Genomic DNA, 19978 nt, shown 5'->3' with positions numbered 1-19978 from the left:
GTTGGGCCTACTTGACCCGTTGGACCTGTTGGACCTGTTGGACCTGTTGGACCCGTTGGACCCGTTGGACCCGTTGGACCGTCGGTAACCGAGAAGAGATGAGGGAGTCAGCGATGAGCGACCCCAGCCACAACGCCGGCAGCGCCGAGCGCAGCCTCGGCCAGCTGGTCGCCTCGGCGACCGCCGAGATGTCCGCGCTGGTGCACGACGAGATCGCCCTGGCCAAGGCGGAGCTGCGGCAGGACGTCAAGCGCGGGGCGATCGGTGGCCTCGCCATCAGTACGGCCGGTGTGCTCGCGCTGTTCTCGCTGCCGGTGCTGAGCTTCGCGGCGGCGTACGGCATCCACAACCTGGGGCTCGGGCTCGCCTGGTCGTTCCTCATCGTCGGCGGCGCGTTCCTGCTGCTCGCGGCGCTGCTCGGGGTGCTCGCGGTCACCAAGTTCAAGAAGGTCAAGCCGCCGGAGAAGTCGATCGCGTCGGCCAAGGCGACCGCCGCCGCGCTCCAGGGCGTCAAGCCGCACCCGCGCCCGGCCACCGTCGAGGTGACGGTCACGGACACCGGCGCCACTGTGGCACGCTCGTCTGCATGACCGCACCCGATCCCGGCACCGGAAGCCCTGGCGGCACCGGCAGCCCTGTCCGCATCGATGGTCCCTGGACCCACAGGGACGTGGCGGCCAATGGGGCGCGCTTCCACATCGCCGAACTCGGCGACGGTCCCCTGGTGTTGCTGCTCCACGGCTTCCCGCAGTTCTGGTGGACCTGGCGCCATCAGCTGACCGCGCTGGCCGACGCCGGTTACCGAGCGGTCGCGATGGACCTGCGCGGAGTCGGCGGCAGCGACCGCACCCCGCGCGGCTACGACCCGGCCAACCTCGCGCTCGACATCACGGGCGTCGTACGGTCCCTTGGCGAACCCGACGCGGCCCTCGTCGGCCATGACCTGGGCGGATACCTGGCGTGGACGGCGGCCGTGATGCGCCCCAAGGTGGTGCGCCGGCTCGTGGTGTCGTCGATGCCGCATCCGCGCCGCTGGCGGTCGGCGATGCTCGGCGACGTCAAGCAGACCTCCGCCGGATCCTATGTGTGGGGCTTCCAGCGCCCCTGGCTGCCGGAGCGTCAGCTGGTGGCGGACGACGGCGCGTTGGTGGGCCGGCTCGTACGGGACTGGTCGGGCCCGCGCCAACCCGAGGACGAGGCCGTGGAGACCTACCGGCGGGCCATGTGCATCCCCTCCACGGCGCACTGCTCGATCGAGCCGTACCGGTGGATGGTGCGGTCGATGGCTCGTCCCGACGGCATCCAGTTCAACCGGCGGATGAAACGGCCCGTCCGGGTGCCGACGCTCCACCTGCACGGATCGCTCGACCCGGTGATGCGGACCCGCAGCGCGGCGGGCTCGGGCGAGTACGTCGAAGCGCCGTACCGCTGGCGGCTGTTCGACGGCCTGGGCCACTTCCCGCACGAAGAGGATCCGGCGGCCTTCTCCACGGAACTCGTCAACTGGCTCAAGGATCCGGAGCCGGACCGCTGAGTTCTGTCGACGCCGGGGGAACGGTTGTCCTACGAACAGCCAAATGCCTGGCGCATAGGCCAATTGGCCCCCTCCGGAGCGGTTATCGACCATGAGCCCCGGGCAGACGTCGGGGTATGGGCTGGACGCACGACTACGGTGACGCAGCACGGAACCGCCGAACGGCCGCAGGGCCGGTCTCGTACGAGAGGAGCGGCCCGCAGGGGCTGGGGGTGCAGCATCCCTCCCCCGAATCCCCGGAGGTGGTGGGCATCCCGCGCATCCTGCGCCGCCGGGCCCGCTGGGTCTCGGCACGGCTGCGGCACACCCGCATCTCGTCGGCCTGAGCCGGGTTGCGCGCGGGCGTGCCTGATGCGCGGCGGTGCGCGCGGCGTGCCTGATGGGCGGCGTTGCGCGGCGCCTGCCTAGGTCGCTCGGAGGTAGTCGAGTCCTGGGTGGGCGCTCCGGTAGGCGTCCAGGAGGCGTCGGGCCACCTGGACGGAGTCGACCAGTGGGTGCAGCGCGAAGGCCTTCACCGCCGCGCGCGCCGATCCGCCGGCGGCCGCCTCAAGGACGCATCGCTCGACCGCCTTCACCGAGCTGACCAAACCCGCCTCGTGGCCGGTCAGTTGGGTGACGGGCAGCGGGTGGGGGCCGTCCGCGTCGACGAGGCACGGGATCTCGATGACGGCCCGCTCGTCGAGGACGCGCAGCGAGTCGCCGTTGCGCACGTTCAGGACGAGCGTCGCCGCTTCGTCGCGCGCGATGGCCCGCATGAGGGCGAGCGCCACCTGCTCGTACCCGCCGGACTCCATGTCGTCGGCATGGCGCTCACCGGCCCCCGAGACGTCCCGGTTCGCGGCCATGTACGTGGCCTCCCGCTCGGCCCGGGTGCGGTCCCAGGCCGCCCACACCGAGGCGTCGGGCACGGTCTCCGCGCTGGCGTAGAAACGTGCCTGCTGGTCCTTGAGGAACGCGCCGCGGGTCCGTTCGGCCTGCTGGTAGGCGGCCACCGCCTCCCGGTTGAAGTAGTAGTAGTGCAGGTACTCGTTGGGGACCGAGCCGAGCGAACGCAGCCAGTCGGCGCCGAAGAGCTTGCCCTCCTCGAAGGAGGTCAGGAGTTCGTCGCCCTGCTCGAACAGGCGCGGCAGGACGTTCTTCTCGCCCTCGTACAGGCCGTGCAGCCAGCCCAGGTGATTGAGGCCCGCGTAGTCGAGGCGTACGACGCCTGGGTCGGCGCCGACCGCGCGGGCCACCCGGCGGGCCAGGCCCACCGGCGAGTCGCAGATGCCGATGACACGGTCACCGAGGTGCTCGGCCATCGCTTCGGTGACCAGACCCGCCGGATTCGTGAAGTTGATGACCCAGGCGTCGGGGGCCAGCACCTTGACCCTGCGGGCGATCTCGACGGCGACCGGCACGGTACGCAGCCCGTACGCGATGCCGCCCGCGCCGACCGTCTCCTGGCCGAGGACGCCTTCGGCGAGCGCGATCCGCTCGTCGGCGGCCCGGCCCTCGAGGCCGCCGACGCGGATCGCGGAGAACACGAAGTCCGCGCCGTGCAGCGCCTCGTCGAGATCGGTGGTGGTACGCACCCGGGGAGCGTCCTCGATCCCGTGCGCCCGGTTCGCGAGCACTCGGCTCACGGCGTGCAGCCGGGCCGCGTCCAGGTCATGCAGGACGACCTCCGTGACGCGCCCGGGGGCGTGGTCGCGCAGCAGCGCGCCGTACACGAGCGGGACCCGGAAGCCACCGCCGCCGAGGATCGTCAGTCGCATCGCAGCCTTCTCGTCAGGGAGTCATCTCGTCAGGAAGCATGCATCACGTGGCGCATCACGTGGGGCGCCGTACGGTCTGTCAGCGGGGTCGCGGGACCGGCCGGTGAGCGTGGAACCCGTCGGCAGGTGGAGGCCGGCCGGTGGGTGTGCGGCTCGCGCGGGTTCACCCGGCGCACTGCGGGGTTCACCGGCGGGGTCACGGCGCGCACTGCGGGGTTCACCGGCGGGTTCACAGGGCGCACTGCGGGGTTCACCGGCGGGTTCACAGGGCGCACTGCTGACTGTCCACCTGCTGGTCGGCCGTGCGGCCCTGCTGGATGTCGGTCTGGATCTCGTCGGCGGTCAGCGCGTACCCGGTCTCCGGGTCGTCCAGCGACTTCGCGAAGACCACGCCGTAGACCTTGCCCTCGGGGGTCAGCAGCGGGCCGCCGGAGTTGCCCGGACGCACCGTGGTGAACAGCGAGTACACGTCGCGGCGGACCGTGCCGCGGCGGTAGATGTCCGGCCCCTTGGCGCTGATCCGGCCGCGGATCCGGGCGGAGCGCACGTCGTAGGGATGGTCCTCGGGGAAGCCCGCCACGATCGCGCTGTTGCCGGTGCGCGCGTCGGTGGAGGTGAACTGGAGCGCGGGCGCCTTCAGGTCCGGGACATCCAGGACCGCGATGTCGCGGCGCCAGTCGTAGAGCACGACCTTGGCGTCGTACGTACGTCCCTGACCGCCTATCTGGATGGTCGGCTCGTCGACCCCGCCCACCACGTGCGCGTTGGTCATGACGCGACGGTCGGCGAAGACGAAGCCGGTGCCTTCGAGGCGCTTGCCGCAACTCGGCGCCATCCCGACGACCTTGACGATCGACTTCTTGGCGGCGGCCGCCACCGGACTGCCCGCGAGCTTGGGATCGGGCGCCTGGACCTCGGTGATCGACTCGTTCGAGAACGGCGTGAAGACCTGCGGGAAGCCGTTCTGCGCCAGGACCGAGGAGAAGTCGCTGAACCAGGTCGACGCCTGTTGGGGCATCACGTCCGAGACGCCGAGCAGGATCTTGGAGTTGCGGACCTGCTTCCCCAGCGTCGGCAGGGCGGCCCCGGCGAGCAGCAGACCGATAAGCCACGCCACGAGCAGCATGGCCACGACGTTGACGAGGGCGCCGCCGGTCGCGTCCAGGGCGCGCGCGGGCGACCACGTGATGTACCGGCGCAGCTTGTTGCCGAGGTGGGTGGTGAAGGCCTGGCCCACGGAGGCGCAGACGATCACGATGACGACCGCGACGATGGCGGCCGTCGTCGACACCTGGGACTCGTCGGTCAGCTGGTTCCAGATGACCGGGAGCAGGTACACGGCGATGAGACCACCGCCGAGGAACCCGATCACCGACAGGATGCCGACGACGAAGCCCTGGCGGTAGCCGACGATCGCGAACCATACGGCGGCGACCAGCAACAGGATGTCCAGCACGTTCACGGGCCCCAGCCTGTCACGCGTGCCAGTCGAGCGGCACCCGCTTGGCTCGGTCCCACGGGCGTTCCCAGCCCGCGAAGTGCATGATCCGGTCGATCACACCGGCCGTGAACCCCCACACGAGCGCCGATTCGACCAGGAATGCCGGTCCTGCGTGGCCCCGTGGGTGCACCGCGGTCGCCCGGTTGGCGGGGTCCGTGAGATCCGCCACGGGCACCGTGAAGACACGCGCCGTCTCACCGCTGTCGACCGCCCGCACCGGCGTCGGCTCGCGCCACCAGCCGAGCACGGGCGTCACGACGAATTCGCTCACCGGGATGTAGAGCCGGGGCAGCACGCCGAAGAGCTGGACGCCGGCCGGGTCGAGCCCTGTCTCCTCCTCGGCCTCACGCAGCGCGGCGCACAGGGGCCCCGTGGTGGCTGGGTCGCCGTCCTCGGGGTCGAGGGCGCCGCCGGGGAAGGACGGCTGGCCGCCGTGCGAACGCAGCTGGCTCGCCCGCTCCATGAGCAACAGCTCGGGCCCGCGCGGGCCCTCGCCGAAGAGGATGAGCACGGCGGACTGCCGCCCGTCGCCGCTCTCCGGCGGCAGGAACCGGCTCATCTGCTCGGGCCGGACGGCCTCGGCCGCCCGCGCGACGGGCTCCAGCCAGCCGGGCAAGCCGTCACTGGTCACCACGAGACCGTGCCCGGCCTCCCCGACGCGCTGCCGGACCCCAACGCCGCCACCGCCATCACGGCCATCACGGCCATCACCGCCACTGCGGTGACCGGCGCCTGGGCGGGCGGCGGCCGAGTCTGGGCTCGGGTGGGCGGTCGGTGGGACGGGGAGGTCCATGGGCGGCCCCGGGCGTGCGGTCGGTGGGACGGGGAGGTCCGTGGGTGGACCCGGGCGTGCGGTCGCTGGGTCTGGGCGGCCGATCCGGCGGGTCCCGTCGGCCCGATCGCCGGAACGACCGTGTTCGGCGTCCACACCGTCGCCGCGGCCCCCGTTGCGGGGCTCGGCTGCTGCGCCGTCCAGCCGACCGCTGGTCCGGACCGGTTCGGCGGCCGCCACGTCGGCACCGCCCCCGGCCCCTCCGCCGGCCTGGCCGCCGGATCGGCCGTGCTGCGGCTGCTGCCCGGCATCGGCACGGCCGCCCGGGTCACCGGCACCAACCGGCGCGGCGCCGGCACCGCCGGCCAGCGCGGCCCGGCTGCCCGAACCGCCGAGCCTGCCGTCGCCATCGCCGTCGGCGTCGCCGCTGCCACCGTGTCCGATGCCGCTCAGATCACCGTCGTACGTCTCGCTCGTGTGCGTCATCTGCACCCCCGTCGCTCATCGTCCACAACGCCTGTGCCGCTCCCTTTCGTTCCGCCCGGCCCCGACGTCCGTCTTCCGGGTGACGTCAGGCGCCTCCCAGCGGCGGCGCCGGGAGGCCCGGGTAGTCCGGCGGCGGGCTCAGCCGCTGGCCGGGCAGGCCGCCCTTCTCGTACTTGAGGAGCTTGCGCGCCTTCTCGGGATCGGTCTCGCCCTCCCCGTACGACGGGCAGAGCGGCGCGATCGGGCACGCACCGCATGCGGGCTTGCGGGAGTGGCAGATGCGGCGGCCGTGGAAGACGACCCGGTGCGAGAGCATCGTCCACTCGCTCTTCGGGAAGATCGCGCAGATCTCCGCCTCGACCTTCACCGGATCGTCCTGATCGGTCCACTTGAAACGCCGCACCAGCCTGCCGAAGTGGGTGTCGACGGTGATCCCCGGCACCCCGAAAGCATTGCCCAACACGACATTCGCCGTCTTGCGCCCGACTCCGGGCAGCTTGACCAGGTCCTCAAGGCGGCCCGGCACCTCGCCGCCGAACTCATCCCTGAGGGCCACGGCGATTCCCATGATCGACTTGGCCTTGGCGCGGAAGAACCCGGTCGGCCGGATGATCCCCTCAACGTCCTCGGGGTTCGCCGCGGCAAGGTCCTCGGGCGTCGGGTACGCGGCGAACAGGGCCGGTGTCGTCTGGTTGACCCGGAGGTCGGTGGTCTGGGCCGACAGGACGGTCGCGAGCAGCAACTCGAACGGGTTGCGGAAGTCCAGCTCGGGGTGGGCGTACGGATAGACCTCGGCCAGCTCGCGGTTGATCCGGCGGGCCCGACGCACCATCGCGCGATGCGACTCGGCCTTCCCCCCGACAGGCTGCCCGGCCCCGATCTCGCTGCCTGCCGCAGGAGCGGGGGCGCGCTTGGGCGTGGCCGCACGCTTGGAGCCGGTTGTGCGCTTCGCCGTGGCTACCTCTTGGGTGGCGGGCTTCCCCTCAGGCGTGGCTCGGTCCTTGGCGGCGGCCCGGCTCTTGGTGGCGGGCTGCCCCTCGGGCGTGGCGGCCCGACTCTTCCTGGCGGGCTTCCCCTCAGGCGTGGCGGCCGGGTTCCCAGGCACAACCACGTCCTGCGGAACAGCCGAGTTCGCGGATGTGGCCCCGGCGGGGGCAGCCGCAGTCGCCGTGCTGCCGCGCGGTGCGGATTTCGTCTTGGCGGCGCCTTTTGCCTTGGAGGCGCCTTTGGAGGCCTTCGGTGCACTCTGGGACTCGGGCACGTTGTTGTCCTTGCTTCCTTCGTCAGCCGTGGAAACGTCGTCGGCGAGGGCCCGTCCGTCGGCCGCCGCAGGCCTCGCCGTGGAACTCTCGCCGGTGGCGTCCGGGGTCGCGTCGCCGAGCCCGGCCGAGGAGGCGGGTCCGGCCGCCCGCGCGGCCCTCTTCGCGGCGGCTTTCGGCTCGGACGCGGGCTGTTCGCCCACAGCTGAATCGTTCTCTACCGACACTCCATCAGCCCCCCTGGCCTGCGCTCTCACCGGCGAATTGGACACTCGGCCAGCCTAAAGCCCGGCACTGACATCCGCCCCGAGCACAGCCAATCAGCGCCCCAATCGGCCCCCTGACTCACGGTCCGGCACTCCAGTACGTCATCCTGTGATTGATCGCACTGTTTATACCGTCCGGCAAAATGGGGAGCTGGATCCCCTGAAACCGGTCACAAGGAGAGATTCGTGGACGACGTTCTGCGGCGCGCCCCGCTCTTCGCGGCGCTCGATGACGAGCAGGCCGCGGAGCTGCGCGCCTCGATGAGTGAGGTGACGCTCGCCCGCGGCGATGCTCTCTTCCACGAGGGCGACCCGGGTGACCGCCTGTACGTGGTCACCGAGGGCAAGGTGAAGCTGCACCGCACCTCGCCCGACGGCCGCGAAAACATGCTGGCCGTCCTCGGCCCGGGCGAGCTCATCGGCGAGCTGTCCCTCTTCGACCCGGGCCCGCGCACCGCCACCGCGACCGCGCTGACCGAGGTCAAGCTGCTCGGCCTGGGCCACGGCGACCTTCAGCCCTGGCTGAACGCACGCCCGGAGGTGGCAACGGCTCTGCTGCGCGCCGTCGCCCGCCGCCTGCGCAAGACCAACGACCAGATGTCCGACCTGGTCTTCTCCGACGTGCCGGGCCGAGTCGCCCGCGCGCTCCTCGACCTGTCGCGCCGCTTCGGCGTGCAGTCCGAGGAGGGCATCCACGTCGTGCACGACCTCACGCAGGAAGAGCTGGCCCAGCTGGTCGGCGCCTCCCGCGAGACGGTCAACAAGGCGCTCGCCGACTTCGCCCAGCGCGGCTGGCTGCGCCTGGAAGCCCGCGCGGTCATCCTGCTGGACGTGGAGCGCCTGGCGAAGCGCTCGCGCTGATCCACCCGGCTCACGAACGCCGCGCCCGTTTTACCGGCGGCCGCGTTCGCTGGGCCTCGGCCCACCGTGGCCGTCGTTTCGTACGCCTGAGGGGCCGGTCCGTTCGCGACCGGCCCCTTTCGCGTGTGCGTACCCGTACGCGGCACGGCCGGTTCATTGGGGACCGGCCCCTTTCGCGTGCGCGGGCGCGAGGCGCGGGCGCGAGGCGCGGGCGCGGGCGAGGACCCGGGCCGGCCCGGGGAGTTGGGCAAAAATTATGTGTCCCGGCCGGGAACCCGGGCGCGGAGCGGGACGTTTTCACGATGTACACCGCAGGAGCCAGAAGATCTCGGGCCGTGCCCCCGCCACCGAACGCCGCACGGCCTCTGCCGCTTCAACGCGCAGCGTCCGTACGAGAGTTGAGAGCCGTCCCACCCAACTCTCCTCTGCGGGGCGCCCCTTCACACCGCCATGTAAGCCAGCCGAGTAAAGCCGGCCATGGAGAGCCGACCATGGAGAGCCAGCCATGGGGGCAGCCCAGACGCGCCCTGAGCCGCCCCGGGCCCGGCCGGTCCGAACCACACCGGTCCCGACCGCACGCGATCGCTACGAGCGCGAAGGCGGTCACCCCGGCCGGAGACGATCGCTCCGGCCGGCTGGACCGGCGGCGTCAGATCAGGCCGTGCTCGCGCAGATACTCAAGCTGCGCGAGCACCGAAAGCTCGGCGGCCGGCCACAGCGACCGGTCGACGTCCGAGTAGACCAGGGCCACCACGTCGGCCGCCGTGAGGTGCCCGTTCTCCACCGCAGTCTCCACCTGGGCCAGCCGGTGGGCGCGGTGGGCCAGATAGAACTCGACGGCACCCTGCGCGTCGTCGAGCACCGGGCCGTGCCCCGGCAGCACCGTGTGCACGCCGTCGTCGACAGTCAGCGAACGCAGCCTGCGAAGGGAGTCGAGATAGTCGCCCAGGCGTCCGTCGGGATGGGCAACGACGGTCGTACCGCGCCCCAGGACCGTGTCGCCCGTCAGGACGGCCCGGTCGGCGGGCAGATGGAAGCAGAGCGAGTCCGCGGTGTGGCCCGGGGTGGGCACCACCCTCATCTCCAGGCCGCCCGTGGTGATGACATCGCCCGCCGCAAGGCCCTCGTCCCCCAGACGCAGGGCCGGATCCAGGGCACGCACAGGGGTACGGGTCAGTTCCGCGAAACGGGCCGCGCCCTCGGCGTGGTCGGGGTGGCCGTGCGTGAGCAGGGTCAGCGCGACTCGCTTGCCGGCCTTCTCGGCCATCGCGATGACATGGCCGAGGTGGCCGTCGTGGAGGGGCCCGGGGTCGATGACGACGGCCAGGTCGGAGTCGGGCTCGGCGACGATCCAGGTGTTGGTGCCGTCCAGAGTCATGGCGGAGGCGTTGGGTGCCAGCACATTGGTCGCGCGGGCGGTGGCAGGGCCCGAGAGGACCCCGCCGCGCGGCTGCCCGGGAAGAGCGGCGGCGTCACTCATACGGCACCTCCAGGGGTGACGGGGGCGGCGGTCACCCGGACCGGCCCCGCCGAAACGGGCAGGGCGCGGCGCCCGGGTCCCGCGGGGCCGCTCGGGGTGGCGGTGGGGGACATCAGGACGGGCCCCCTGCCGGGATGTGTTTGGTGAACTCGTCGTGGCCCGGCCAGCTCAGGACGAGTTCCCCGGAGTCGGTCAGGCGGGCTCGGGCGAGCACCGGGTCCAGATCACGTCCGGCCGCGGCCGCAAGGGCTTCGGCGACGGTGGCGTACGGAAGGAGGTCACGCAGGGTGGAGATGGTCGGCGGCATCATCAGGAGCTCGCCCTTGTCGTAGCCGGCGGCGGCTTCGGCGGGGCGGATCCAGACGGTCCGGTCGGCCTCGGTCGAGGCGTTCCGGGTGACCTGGCCTTCGGGGAGCATCGCGACGAAGAACCAGGTGTCGTACCGGCGGGGCTCGAACTCGGGGGTGATCCAGCGCGCCCAGGCGCCGAGCAGATCGGAGCGGAGCACCAGGCCACGCCGGTCCAGGAACTCGGCGAAGCTGAGCTCACGGGTCACCAGGGCGTGGCGGTCGGCCTCCCAGTCGTCGCCGGTGGTGTCACCGACGACGGTGGCGGCGTCGGGGCCCGCAAGGAGGACGCCTGCCTCCTCGTAGGTCTCGCGGACCGCGGCACAGACGATGGCCTGGGCGGAGGCGGGGTTGGTGCCGAGGCGTCCGGCCCACGTCTCGCGGGACGGGCCGGCCCAGCCCAGCTGCGCGTCCTCGGCGTCGCGCGGGTCCACGCCGCCGCCCGGGTACGCGTACGCGCCGCCGGCGAACGCCATGGAGGTGCGTCTGCGCAGCATGTGCACGCAGGGACCGGTGTCGCTGCCGGCCGCACCGTCCCGGAGCAGCATCACGGTCGCGGCCCGCCGCGGCTCGACCGCGATGAGCTCGCCTGCGGCTAGGGCACGGATGCGGTCCGGCCACTCCGGCGGGTACCACTGACCATTGGGCATGGGCGGATGCTACGGGGTGGCGTGCGGATGTTCGAGGGGGTGCGTGCAGGTGGCATCCCTCAGCCGGACGTCCCCAGCCCGCCGCGCGCACCGACGGGCCGACGCCCTCAGCGCAAAGACTCGCCCCGCCGGAAAGGCCCACGGCCCGACCAACGCAAAAGCTCGCCCCGGCGGAAGAGGCCACGGCCGACCAGCGCAAAGGCCCACCCGGGCGGAGAGGACCCCGCCCGACTCGGCCGAAACGAAGGCCCGCTCAAGGGAAGGCGGCCCGCCTGAAGTGGACCTGCCCTCCCCCATGAGGCACGCCACCCGCAAGGCAGGCACGCCACCCGCAAGGCAGGCACGCCCTCCCCACGAAGCACGCCTCCCGCGAGGCAGGCACGCCCTCCCCACGAAGCGCGCCTCCCGTGAGGCAGGCACGCCCTCCCCACGAAGCACGCCTCCCGCGAGGCAGGCACGCCCTCCCCACGAAGCGCGCCTCCCGTGAGGCAGGCACGCCCTCGACACGAGGCACGCCTCCCGTGAGGGAGGCTCAGTCCTCGACGAGTTCGACCTGGATCTCGACTTCGACCGGGGCGTCCAGGGGCAGGACCGCGACGCCTACGGCGCTGCGGGCGTGAACGCCCTTGTCGCCGAGGACGGCGCCGAGCAGTTCGCTGGCGCCGTTGATGACGCCGGGCTGGCCGGTGAAGTCGGGTGCGGAGGCCACGAAGCCGACGACCTTCACGACGCGCGCGATGCGGTCCAGGTCACCCACGACGGACTTGACCGCGGCGAGTGCGTTCAGGGCGCAGGTGGCGGCCAGTTCCTTGGCCTCCTGCGGGGTGACTTCGCCGCCGACCTTGCCGATGACGGGCAGCTTGCCGTCCACCATCGGGAGCTGGCCGGCGGTGTACACGTACACCCCGGAGCGCACGGCGGGCTGGTATGCGGCGAGCGGCGGGACGACCGACGGAAGGGTCAGGCCCAGTTCGGCGAGCTTGGCTTCGACGGCGCTCATGCCTGCTTCTCCCGCTTCAGATAGGCCACCAGCTGCTCGGGGTTGTTCGGCCCGGGGACGACCTGGACCAGCTCCCAGCCGTCCTCGCCCCAGGTGTCCAGAATCTGCTTGGTCGCGTGCACGAGAAGGGGCACGGTCGCGTATTCCCACTTGGTCATGGGCCCGACTGTAGCCGCTGCCCGCCGTGGCCTGGCGCGAGCGCCTTACGCGGACCACATGCGTACACCGCGGGTGGACTGGTTAGGCTCGAAGGTGTGAGCAGGCTCCAGGTCGTCAGCGGCAAGGGCGGTACCGGCAAGACCACGGTCGCCGCAGCACTCGCGCTCGCCCTCGCGACGGAGGGCAAGCGCACGCTTCTCGTCGAGGTCGAGGGCAGACAAGGCATCGCGCAGCTCTTCGAGACGGAAGCCTTTCCGTACGAGGAGCGGAAGATCGCCGTCGCACCCGGCGGCGGAGAGGTGTACGCCCTGGCCATCGACGCGGAACGGGCGCTCCTCGACTACCTCCAGATGTTCTACAAGCTGGGCGGCGCGGGCCGGGCGCTGAAGAAGCTCGGCGCGATCGACTTCGCCACCACCATCGCGCCGGGAGTACGGGACGTGCTCCTGACCGGCAAGGCGTGCGAGGCGGTGCGCCGCAAGAACAAGCAGGGTGGGTTCGCGTACGACCACGTCGTCATGGACGCGCCGCCCACCGGACGCATCACCCGCTTCCTGAACGTGAACGACGAGGTGGCCGGGCTCGCGAAGATCGGCCCGATACACAACCAGGCGCAGGCGGTCATGCGGGTTCTCAAGTCGCCCGAGACGGCCGTGCACTTGGTGACGCTGCTTGAGGAGATGCCCGTGCAGGAGACCGTCGACGGGATCGGCGAGCTGCGTGGCGCCGAGCTGCCGACGGGCAAGGTCATCGTGAACATGGTGCGCCCGCACATCCTGGACGAGGCGGCCGTGCGCGGGGTCACGGGTGACCGGCGCAAGGAGGTCGCCAAGGCGCTGACGCGGGCCGGCCTGACCGGTTCGGCGAAGCTGGTGACACCGCTCCTGGAGCAGGCGGCCGAGCACGCCGAGCGCGTGGAGCTGGAGCGTGAACAGCGGGCGGCGTTGGCGGAGTTGGGGCTCCCGACATACGAACTGCCTCTGGTCGGCGGGGGAATGGACCTGGCCGGGCTGTACCGCCTGGCCGCGGAACTGCGCAAGCTCGGGGTGGGAGAGTGACTGTGGACGCGGTCGAGGCGCTGGAGATCGATCCCCTGCTGGACGACCCGGGCACCCGGATCATCGTGTGCTGCGGCTCGGGCGGCGTGGGCAAGACAACTACCGCGGCGGCCTTGGGAGTCCGGGCCGCGGAGCGGGGCCGCAAGGTCGTGGTGCTCACCATCGACCCGGCCCGCAGGCTCGCCCAGTCCATGGGCATCGACTCGCTGGACAACACCCCGCGGCGGGTCAAGGACGTCCAGGGCGACGGCGAACTGCACGCCATGATGCTCGACATGAAGCGCACCTTCGACGAGATCGTCGAGGCGCACGCCGACCCGGCCCGGGCCAAGGCGATCCTGACGAACCCCTTCTACCAGTCCCTGTCGGCCGGCTTCGCGGGCACGCAGGAGTACATGGCGATGGAGAAGCTGGGCCAGCTGCGGGCGCAGGACGAGTGGGACCTGATCGTGGTCGACACTCCGCCCTCGCGCTCGGCGCTCGATTTCCTGGACGCGCCGAAGCGGCTCGGATCGTTCCTCGACGGCACGTTCATCAAGCTGCTCATGGCCCCGGCGAAGATGGGCGGCCGGGCCGGGATGAAGTTCCTCAACGTCGGCATGTCGATGATGACCGGCACGCTCGGCAAGCTGCTCGGTGGTCCTTTCCTGCACGACGTACAGACCTTCGTGGCGGCCATGGACACGATGTTCGGCGGGTTCCGGACCCGGGCGGACGCCACGTACCGCCTGTTGCAGGCGCCCGGCACCGCCTTCCTCGTCGTCGCCGCGCCCGAGCGGGACGCGCTCCGCGAGGCCGCGTACTTCGTGGAGCGTCTGGCCGCCGACGACATGCCGCTGGCCGGGCTCGTGCTCAACCGCGTCCACGGAAGCGCGGCCGCCCGGCTCTCGGCGGAACGTGCGCTCGCCGCCGCCGAACACCTCACGGAACTACTGGACGCCCCCGACGCGCCGGACCCCTCCGACTCGCTGGAGCACGCATCAACCCTTGCTTCAACGTCTGCGGTGGCGCCTGCGGAGGCATCTGCCGAAACGTCTGCGGAACCGTCTGCTGAGACGTCCGCCGCGCCGCCTTCGGAAACCTCCGCAGAAACCTCTGCCAAAAATCTTGACGAACGCGGCATTGTGGATCAGGGGGCCGGGAAGGCTGGAGTTCGTGGCCCCGGCGTTTCCTCTCCCGACGCTGCCGAGTCACCGGACAATTCCCAGGACCGGTCGACGGTCCACGCTCATGCGCACCGAAAAGATCGCGCCATTACCAAGGATTCCGGCGCCCCTGCGAACTCTGAGGCTCCTGTGAACTCTGAGGCCGCTGAGGCCTCTGCGGGCTCAGAAACCCCAGAGGTAAGCGCTGGGGGCTCTGTGGATGAGAAATCCGGCGACGGTTCCCGTGCGGGTTCCGACGGGGATTACAGCGCAGATTCCAGCGCGGATTCCAGCCACGACACGCCTGACGGTGCGATCGACAAAACGGCCGACGATTCGATCGACGACGGAACCGATAACACGGCCGACGACAGGACTGCCGCTGCGGCCGCCGCTGCCGCTGTTGCTACGGCAGACGCTGCGGTCGAGGATGCGGCCGGCGATTCGATCGAGCGGCTGACCGCAGGCCTGCTGCGGCTGCACGCCGAACGGATGCGAGTGCTCGCGCGTGAGCGACGGACGCGCGAGCGTTTCGCCGCGCTCCACCCCGAGGTCGCGGTCACCGAAGTGGCCGCCCTGCCCGGCGATGTGCACGACTTGGCGGGGCTGCGGGCCATCGGGGACCGGCTCGCGGCCGGTGGTTCCCCGGCCGGAGCTGCCTGATCCGTCGGCGCCCTCAGCCGGCTGCCGCGTATGCCTCGTCTCCGAAGGAATGCCGGTAGTCGTACGCCGACACCGACTCCTCCTCCGCGCACACGGGCATGATGCCCGTGCTGCGCTCGTACTCGGTGCGCGCGGTCTCCAAAAGGCGGTGCCAGGAGGTGACAGTGGGGCGCCTGCGCAGAAGTGCGCGCCGCTCCCGTTCCGTCATTCCGCCCCACACGCCGAACTCGACGCGATTGTCGAGCGCATCGGCCAGGCATTCGGTCCGCACCGGGCAACCGGTGCACACCGCCTTGGCCCTGTTCTGCGCTGCACCCTGTACAAACAGTTCGTCCGGATCGGTAGTGCGGCAGGCTGCCTGCGCACTCCAGTCGGTTACCCAGCCCATGCCGGCGCCGTCCTCTCCCGAATCGAGGCTCCCCCACGGCGGTAGCGGCATATTCACCGCTGCCAGTTGAGGACGTTACGGAAGGCAGGCACAGCGCAACACCCCCGTCGGGCCCAATCTTGAATGGTCCGAACGGACTATGCGTACGCGGCAGATCACCCAACGGAGTGAGCCGAGGACATGCGAGACGAATCCGAAATAACGGGACGTATGAGCCGAGCCACAACGGACACCGGGTGACGCATGAGGCTCAACCGGACATCAGCCGGACACCAACCGGACATCAACCGGGTTGATTCCGGCCGGATTCGGGGGTCGGCGGAACCGCATTCGGGGGCCTGCGGAACACTCCCACGCATGGCCGAGAACGTGATGCGCGACCGGCTGCTGTGACAGTTGAGAGCAGCTTAGGCCAGAGCCTTCACTCGTGTCCGGCGATTGAGAACGTAGGCTGCCCCCCATGGCAATGAAGCGATCGGGCGGAGGCCTGACCGGGACTCAGCAGGCGGCCAAGTTCCTCGGCGTGAGTGTGTTGGCGGGTGCGGTGCTCGCGGGAATCGCCCTCCCCGCGGCCGGTGCGCTGGGGCTCGCGGCCAGGGGAACGGTCGAGGGCTTCGACGAGATCCCGGCCAATCTGAAGACCCCGCCGCTGAGCCAGCGCACCACGATCCTGGACAACAAGGGCGGCACGATCGCCCAGGTCTACTCGCGCGACCGCACCGTGGTGCCGCTCGCCGACATCTCCCCGTACATGCAGAAGGCGATCGTCGCCATCGAGGACTCGCGCTTCTACGAGCACGGCGCGATCGACCTCAAGGGCGTCCTGCGCGCGATGAACAAGAACGCGACGAGCGGCGGTGTCGCGCAGGGCGCGTCCACGCTCACGCAGCAGTACGTGAAGAACGTCTTCGTCGAGGAGGCCGGTGACGACCCCGACAAGGTCGCCGAGGCCACCCAGCAGACGATCGGCCGCAAGGTCAAGGAGCTCAAGTACGCGATCCAGGTCGAGGAAGAGCTCGGCAAGAAGAAGATCCTGGAGAACTACCTCAACATCACGTTCTTCGGGCAGCAGGCGTACGGCATCGAGGCCGCGGCCAAGCGGTACTTCTCCAAGTCGGCCAAGGACCTGACCCTGGACGAGTCCGCGATGCTCGCGGGCATCGTGCAGTCGCCGACCCGGTACGACCCCGTCAATGACGCGACCGAGGCGAAGAAGCGCCGCAACACGGTGCTCCAGCGGATGGTCGACATGAAGGACATCTCGCAGGGCGAGGCCGACAAGGCCAAGGAAGCCCCGATCACGCTGCACGTGAGCAAGCCGAAGAACGGCTGCATCACGGCGGTCGACGGCGCCGGGTTCTTCTGCGACTACGTGCGCGAGGTGTTCCTCTCCGACCCCGTCTTCGGCAAGACGAAGGAGGAGCGGGCCAAGCTCTGGAACCAGGGGGGTCTCACGGTCCAGACGACGCTCGACCCGCAGAGCCAGAAGGCCGCGCAGACCTCGATCAAGGAGCACGTCTACCAGAAGGACTCCGTCGCCACCGCCGTGACGATGGTCCAGCCGGGCAGCGGCAAGATCCTGGCGATGGGGCAGTCCAAGCCGTACGGCTTCGGGGACAACGAGACGCAGATCAACTTCTCGGTGAACCGGCAGATGGCGGGCTCCAACTTCGGCTTCCCGACGGGTTCGACGTTCAAGCCGTTCGTGGCGGCCGCCGCCATAGAGCAGGGCCGCCCGCCGACGCAGGTGTACTCCTCGCCGAACGAGATGGAGTACCCCTCGGTGCAGACCTGCAGCGGCAAGCCGTGGGTCAACCTCAGCCACGACCGGGTACCGAACGAGAGCGAGGACGAGGTCGGTCCGTACGCGCTCAACGAAGCGATGGCCAAGTCGGTCAACACGTACTTCATCCAGATGGTGCAGGACATCGGCCTGTGCCCGGTCATGCAGATGGCCGACAAGCTGGGTGTGGTGGAGGGCAGCGGTGCGAAGCTCCCCCAGTCCCCCGCCATCGCCCTCGGCGCCCGGGGCATCTCGCCCCTGACGATGGCGACGGCGTACGCGGCCTTCGCCAACCACGGCACGTACTGCACGCCGATCGCCCTGGAGTCCATCAAGCGGGCGGACGGCAAGTCGCTGCCGGTGCCCAAGTCGTCCTGCAACCGGGCGATGTCGGAGAACACCGCGAACACCATCAGCTCGCTGCTGCGTGGCGTGATCGACTCCGGTACCGGTAAGGAAGCCGGGCTCAAGGACCGCGACAACGCGGGCAAGACGGGCACCACCGACGCCCGCAAGAACGCCTGGTTCGTCGGCTACACCTCGAACCTGTCGGCCGCGGTCTGGGTCGGCAGCCCCTCGCAGCGGGTCGAGATGAACAACATCACCATCGGCGGCCAGACGTACGAGCAGGTGTACGGCGGCCAGGTCCCCGGCCCCATCTGGCGCGACGCCATGACGGGGGCGCTCCAGGGCCAGACGTCGGCGCCCTTCACCTCGGTCAACGTCGGCGACGGCGCCCAGAAGCCGGACGACGCGACGGCCGGGGCGCCCGCGAACAACGGCAACGGCAACGGCAACGGCACTGGCAACGGGGGCAACGGCAACCCGGGCAAGAACAAGAACAAGGGCAAGCACAAGCCGAAGCCGGGCGGCGACAACAAGCCCCCGAAGCAGGGCGGCCAGCCCCCGTTCCCCGGCATCTCGTTCCCGCCGGGAGTCGTCGGCGGGGACACGGGCGGGTGGCCGCAGTAGGACCCCGCCGGGTCGTGACGCAGGGAACGCGCAGAGGGGCGCCCCGGGATTCACTTCCCGGGGCGCCCCTCTGCACGCGGACCTGTGCGGGCGGCGCCGGTACGGCTGAGTACGCGAGGTACGGCTGAGTACGGCAAGTACGCCCAGGCACGGCAGGTACGCCACGTACGGCTGGGCACGCCAGGCATGCCAGATACGGCAGCTACGCCCCGTGCGGCTGGGCGCGCCAGGTGCGGCAGCCCGCCACGTACGCCAGATACGGCAGCAGCTACGCCCCGTACGGCTGGGTTGTTCAGCCGGCCAGGAGTCGCTTCACCGCGGCGGCGACGCGGCCGCCGTCGGCGAGCCCTGCGACCTTCGGGTTCACGATCTTCATGACGGCACCCATCGCGCGCGGCCCCTCGGCACCCGCGGCCTTGGCCTCCTCGACGGCGCCGGCGACGATCGTCGCGAGCTCGTCGTCGGAGAGCTGCTTGGGCAGGTACGCGTCGAGGATTTCGCCCTCGGCCAGCTCACGCGCGGCGGACTCGGCGCGGCCGCCCTTGTCGAAGGCCTCGGCGGCCTCGCGGCGCTTCTTCGCCTCCTTGGCGATCACCTTCAGGACCTCGTCGTCGGAGAGCTCCCGCGCGGCCGTACCGGCGACCTCTTCCTTGGCGACGGCGGTGAGGGTCAGCCGGAGCGTGGACGAAACGATCTCGTCGCGCGCCTTCATGGCAGTGGTGAGGTCGTCCTTGAGTCGGGCCTTGAGCGTGGTCATGTCCCCAGTGTGTCAGGTGCGCAGCCGTGCCCGCCCGCGGATTTCCACCGCCGTCGGCGTCTGCGACGATGGGTTCATGCGCGCGCGATACGGAATTCCCTTGGGTATCACGGCGGTCGGGGCCGCCGGTCTCGCCTATGCGGCCGGGTTCGAGGTGCGGTCCTTCCGGCTGCGCCGGGTGACGGTGCCGGTGCTGGAGCCGGGGGCCCGCCCGTTGCGCGTACTCCAGGTCTCGGACATCCACATGGTGAGCGGCCAGCGCAAGAAGCGGGCGTGGTTGCAGTCGCTCGCGGGCCTGCGCCCCGACTTCGTCGTGAACACCGGCGACAACCTGTCCGACCCGGAGGGCGTGCCCGAGGTGCTGGACGCGCTGGGGCCGCTGATGGAGTTCCCCGGGGTGTACGTCTTCGGCTCGAACGACTACTACGGGCCGAAGCTGCGCAACCCCGCCCGGTACCTGTTCGAGAAGGCGCAGGGCCGGCACGGCCTCAACGGCAACGCCCCGGCCCAGGGCGTCGTGCACAACCCGTGGGAGGACCTGCGGGACGCGTTCGACTCGGCGGGCTGGGTGAACCTGACCAACACCCGGGGCCGCCTGAAGCTCGACGGGAGGGAGCTGGCCTTCACGGGCCTGGACGACCCGCACATCAAGCGCGACCGGTACGCGAAGGTGGCGGGCGGCCCCGAGACGGACGCCGACCTGTCGATCGCCGTGGTCCACGCCCCCTACCTTCGCTCCCTGGAAGCCTTCACCACGGACGGCTATCCGCTGATCCTGGCCGGCCACACGCACGGCGGGCAGCTGTGCGTCCCCTTCTACGGCGCCCTGGTCACGAACTGCGATCTGGACACGGACCGGGTGAAGGGCCTCTCCACGCACACGGCGGACGGCAACCGCGCCTACCTCCACGTCTCGGCAGGCTGCGGCACGAACCGCTACACCCCGGTCCGCTTCGCCTGCCCCCCGGAGGCGACGCTGCTGACGCTGGTGGGACGGCAGAGCTGAGCCGCCGGGCGGGCACCGCCCCACAGCGACTCGGGCGCCGGCCGGGCCCCTGCCTCGCGTCCGCCCCGGCCCGCGGGGCCCCGAAAACCGGATTTCGTCTCCAGCCGCCAGTGGGCTAAAGTAAACGACGTCGC

18 protein-coding genes are annotated in these 19978 nt (G+C 70.9%); 8 read left to right on the top strand and 10 right to left on the bottom strand.

The annotated features are described in order from the left end of the window. Positions 1–113 precede the first annotated feature (113 nt). The 3 genes from ACGFW5_RS20815 (at position 114) to ACGFW5_RS20805 (ending at position 1860) form a co-directional block, all read left to right on the top strand. Entirely contained in the window at positions 114–590 is a 477-nt protein-coding gene (locus ACGFW5_RS20815; protein ID WP_393835743.1) for a phage holin family protein, read from the top strand. Beyond that, positions 587–1534, top strand: coding sequence for an alpha/beta fold hydrolase (locus tag ACGFW5_RS20810; RefSeq protein ID WP_393835742.1), 948 nt, complete (start codon positions 587–589; stop codon positions 1532–1534). Before ACGFW5_RS20815 ends, ACGFW5_RS20810 begins: the two co-directional genes overlap by 4 nt. Before the next feature lie 116 nt (positions 1535–1650). Beyond that, the gene (locus ACGFW5_RS20805; RefSeq protein WP_393835741.1) at positions 1651–1860 is read left to right on the top strand and encodes a hypothetical protein; all 210 of its coding nucleotides are present in this window, start codon (positions 1651–1653) and stop codon (positions 1858–1860) included. A 78-nt stretch (positions 1861–1938) separates the two neighbouring features. On the opposite strand, the gene ACGFW5_RS20800 is transcribed toward ACGFW5_RS20805, so the two are convergent. The 4 genes from ACGFW5_RS20800 to nth all read right to left on the bottom strand — a co-directional run bounded on the left by ACGFW5_RS20800 (position 1939) and on the right by nth (position 6930). After that, complete coding sequence (locus tag ACGFW5_RS20800) at positions 1939–3291, bottom strand: 6-phospho-beta-glucosidase (RefSeq protein ID WP_393835740.1); 1353 nt, start codon at positions 3289–3291, stop codon at positions 1939–1941. Between the two features lie 262 nt (positions 3292–3553). After that, on the bottom strand, positions 3554–4753 hold the full coding sequence (locus tag ACGFW5_RS20795) for a MarP family serine protease (protein ID WP_393835739.1): 1200 nt from the start codon (positions 4751–4753) through the stop codon (positions 3554–3556). A gap of 13 nt (positions 4754–4766) precedes the next feature. Then, positions 4767–5585, bottom strand: a complete 819-nt coding sequence (locus ACGFW5_RS20790; protein ID WP_393835823.1) for an NUDIX hydrolase — start codon at positions 5583–5585, stop codon at positions 4767–4769. Positions 5586–6135: 550 nt separating this feature from the next. Further along, the gene (gene nth / locus ACGFW5_RS20785; RefSeq protein WP_393835822.1) at positions 6136–6930 is read right to left on the bottom strand and encodes an endonuclease III; all 795 of its coding nucleotides are present in this window, start codon (positions 6928–6930) and stop codon (positions 6136–6138) included. Between the two features lie 831 nt (positions 6931–7761). On the opposite strand from nth, the gene ACGFW5_RS20780 reads away from it, so the two are divergent. Then, positions 7762–8436 carry a Crp/Fnr family transcriptional regulator gene (locus ACGFW5_RS20780; protein WP_017947815.1) on the top strand — a complete coding sequence of 225 codons (675 nt, stop codon included), beginning with the start codon at positions 7762–7764 and terminating at the stop codon, positions 8434–8436. Positions 8437–9085: 649 nt separating this feature from the next. Here ACGFW5_RS20780 and ACGFW5_RS20775 read toward each other — a convergent pair. The 4 genes from ACGFW5_RS20775 to ACGFW5_RS20760 all read right to left on the bottom strand — a co-directional run bounded on the left by ACGFW5_RS20775 (position 9086) and on the right by ACGFW5_RS20760 (position 12071). Next, complete coding sequence (locus ACGFW5_RS20775) at positions 9086–9916, bottom strand: MBL fold metallo-hydrolase (protein WP_393835738.1); 831 nt, start codon at positions 9914–9916, stop codon at positions 9086–9088. Positions 9917–10028: 112 nt separating this feature from the next. After that, positions 10029–10913, bottom strand: a complete 885-nt coding sequence (locus ACGFW5_RS20770) for an NUDIX hydrolase (RefSeq protein WP_393835737.1) — start codon at positions 10911–10913, stop codon at positions 10029–10031. 532 nt (positions 10914–11445) lie between these two features. Further along, entirely contained in the window at positions 11446–11913 is a 468-nt protein-coding gene (locus ACGFW5_RS20765; RefSeq protein WP_393835736.1) for a RidA family protein, read from the bottom strand. Next, positions 11910–12071, bottom strand: a complete 162-nt coding sequence (locus ACGFW5_RS20760; protein WP_003975360.1) for a DUF4177 domain-containing protein — start codon at positions 12069–12071, stop codon at positions 11910–11912. The genes ACGFW5_RS20765 and ACGFW5_RS20760 overlap by 4 nt, the downstream gene beginning before the upstream one ends. Positions 12072–12167: 96 nt before the next feature. On the opposite strand from ACGFW5_RS20760, the gene ACGFW5_RS20755 reads away from it, so the two are divergent. Together ACGFW5_RS20755 and ACGFW5_RS20750 are read left to right on the top strand one after the other, a co-directional pair. Beyond that, positions 12168–13130, top strand: coding sequence for an ArsA family ATPase (locus tag ACGFW5_RS20755; RefSeq protein ID WP_393835735.1), 963 nt, complete (start codon positions 12168–12170; stop codon positions 13128–13130). After that, positions 13127–14938: an ArsA-related P-loop ATPase gene (locus tag ACGFW5_RS20750; RefSeq protein WP_393835734.1), complete on the top strand. Its 1812-nt coding sequence runs from the start codon at positions 13127–13129 to the stop codon at positions 14936–14938. Before ACGFW5_RS20755 ends, ACGFW5_RS20750 begins: the two co-directional genes overlap by 4 nt. Before the next feature lie 13 nt (positions 14939–14951). On the opposite strand, the gene ACGFW5_RS20745 is transcribed toward ACGFW5_RS20750, so the two are convergent. Continuing rightward, on the bottom strand, positions 14952–15326 hold the full coding sequence (locus ACGFW5_RS20745) for a WhiB family transcriptional regulator (RefSeq protein WP_393835821.1): 375 nt from the start codon (positions 15324–15326) through the stop codon (positions 14952–14954). Between the two features lie 460 nt (positions 15327–15786). Between ACGFW5_RS20745 and ACGFW5_RS20740 the strand changes: the two genes are divergently transcribed. Further along, a complete protein-coding gene (locus ACGFW5_RS20740; protein WP_393835733.1) occupies positions 15787–18081 on the top strand; it encodes a transglycosylase domain-containing protein in 2295 nt (764 codons plus the stop codon). Between the two features lie 292 nt (positions 18082–18373). On the opposite strand, the gene ACGFW5_RS20735 is transcribed toward ACGFW5_RS20740, so the two are convergent. Next, entirely contained in the window at positions 18374–18838 is a 465-nt protein-coding gene (locus ACGFW5_RS20735; protein ID WP_393835732.1) for a GatB/YqeY domain-containing protein, read from the bottom strand. Between the two features lie 76 nt (positions 18839–18914). On the opposite strand from ACGFW5_RS20735, the gene ACGFW5_RS20730 reads away from it, so the two are divergent. Continuing rightward, the gene (locus tag ACGFW5_RS20730; RefSeq protein WP_393835731.1) at positions 18915–19844 is read left to right on the top strand and encodes a metallophosphoesterase; all 930 of its coding nucleotides are present in this window, start codon (positions 18915–18917) and stop codon (positions 19842–19844) included. Positions 19845–19978: the final 134 nt, after the last annotated feature.

The sequence above is a fragment of the Streptomyces sp. NPDC048416 genome (assembly GCF_043200435.1).
Taxonomy (GTDB): Bacteria; Actinomycetota; Actinomycetes; order Streptomycetales; family Streptomycetaceae; genus Streptomyces.
Note: the sequence above shows the minus strand (reverse complement) of the source record. Positions and strands in the feature narration are given on the sequence as shown.

What these genes read in the sequence shown, in the direction of transcription:
- ACGFW5_RS20730 (WP_393835731.1), top strand. Translation starts at nt 18,915, where the DNA reads ATGCGCGCGCGATACGGAATTCCCTTGGGTATCACGGCGGTCGGGGCC.
- ACGFW5_RS20810 (WP_393835742.1), top strand. Translation starts at nt 587, where the DNA reads ATGACCGCACCCGATCCCGGCACCGGAAGCCCTGGCGGCACCGGCAGC.
- ACGFW5_RS20770 (WP_393835737.1), bottom strand. Translation starts at nt 10,913, where the DNA reads ATGCCCAATGGTCAGTGGTACCCGCCGGAGTGGCCGGACCGCATCCGT.
- ACGFW5_RS20815 (WP_393835743.1), top strand. Translation starts at nt 114, where the DNA reads ATGAGCGACCCCAGCCACAACGCCGGCAGCGCCGAGCGCAGCCTCGGC.
- ACGFW5_RS20765 (WP_393835736.1), bottom strand. Translation starts at nt 11,913, where the DNA reads ATGAGCGCCGTCGAAGCCAAGCTCGCCGAACTGGGCCTGACCCTTCCG.
- ACGFW5_RS20745 (WP_393835821.1), bottom strand. Translation starts at nt 15,326, where the DNA reads ATGGGCTGGGTAACCGACTGGAGTGCGCAGGCAGCCTGCCGCACTACC.
- ACGFW5_RS20800 (WP_393835740.1), bottom strand. Translation starts at nt 3,291, where the DNA reads ATGCGACTGACGATCCTCGGCGGCGGTGGCTTCCGGGTCCCGCTCGTG.
- ACGFW5_RS20740 (WP_393835733.1), top strand. Translation starts at nt 15,787, where the DNA reads ATGGCAATGAAGCGATCGGGCGGAGGCCTGACCGGGACTCAGCAGGCG.
- ACGFW5_RS20790 (WP_393835823.1), bottom strand. Translation starts at nt 5,585, where the DNA reads ATGGACCTCCCCGTCCCACCGACCGCCCACCCGAGCCCAGACTCGGCC.
- ACGFW5_RS20735 (WP_393835732.1), bottom strand. Translation starts at nt 18,838, where the DNA reads ATGACCACGCTCAAGGCCCGACTCAAGGACGACCTCACCACTGCCATG.
- ACGFW5_RS20805 (WP_393835741.1), top strand. Translation starts at nt 1,651, where the DNA reads ATGGGCTGGACGCACGACTACGGTGACGCAGCACGGAACCGCCGAACG.
- ACGFW5_RS20775 (WP_393835738.1), bottom strand. Translation starts at nt 9,916, where the DNA reads ATGAGTGACGCCGCCGCTCTTCCCGGGCAGCCGCGCGGCGGGGTCCTC.
- ACGFW5_RS20760 (WP_003975360.1), bottom strand. Translation starts at nt 12,071, where the DNA reads ATGACCAAGTGGGAATACGCGACCGTGCCCCTTCTCGTGCACGCGACC.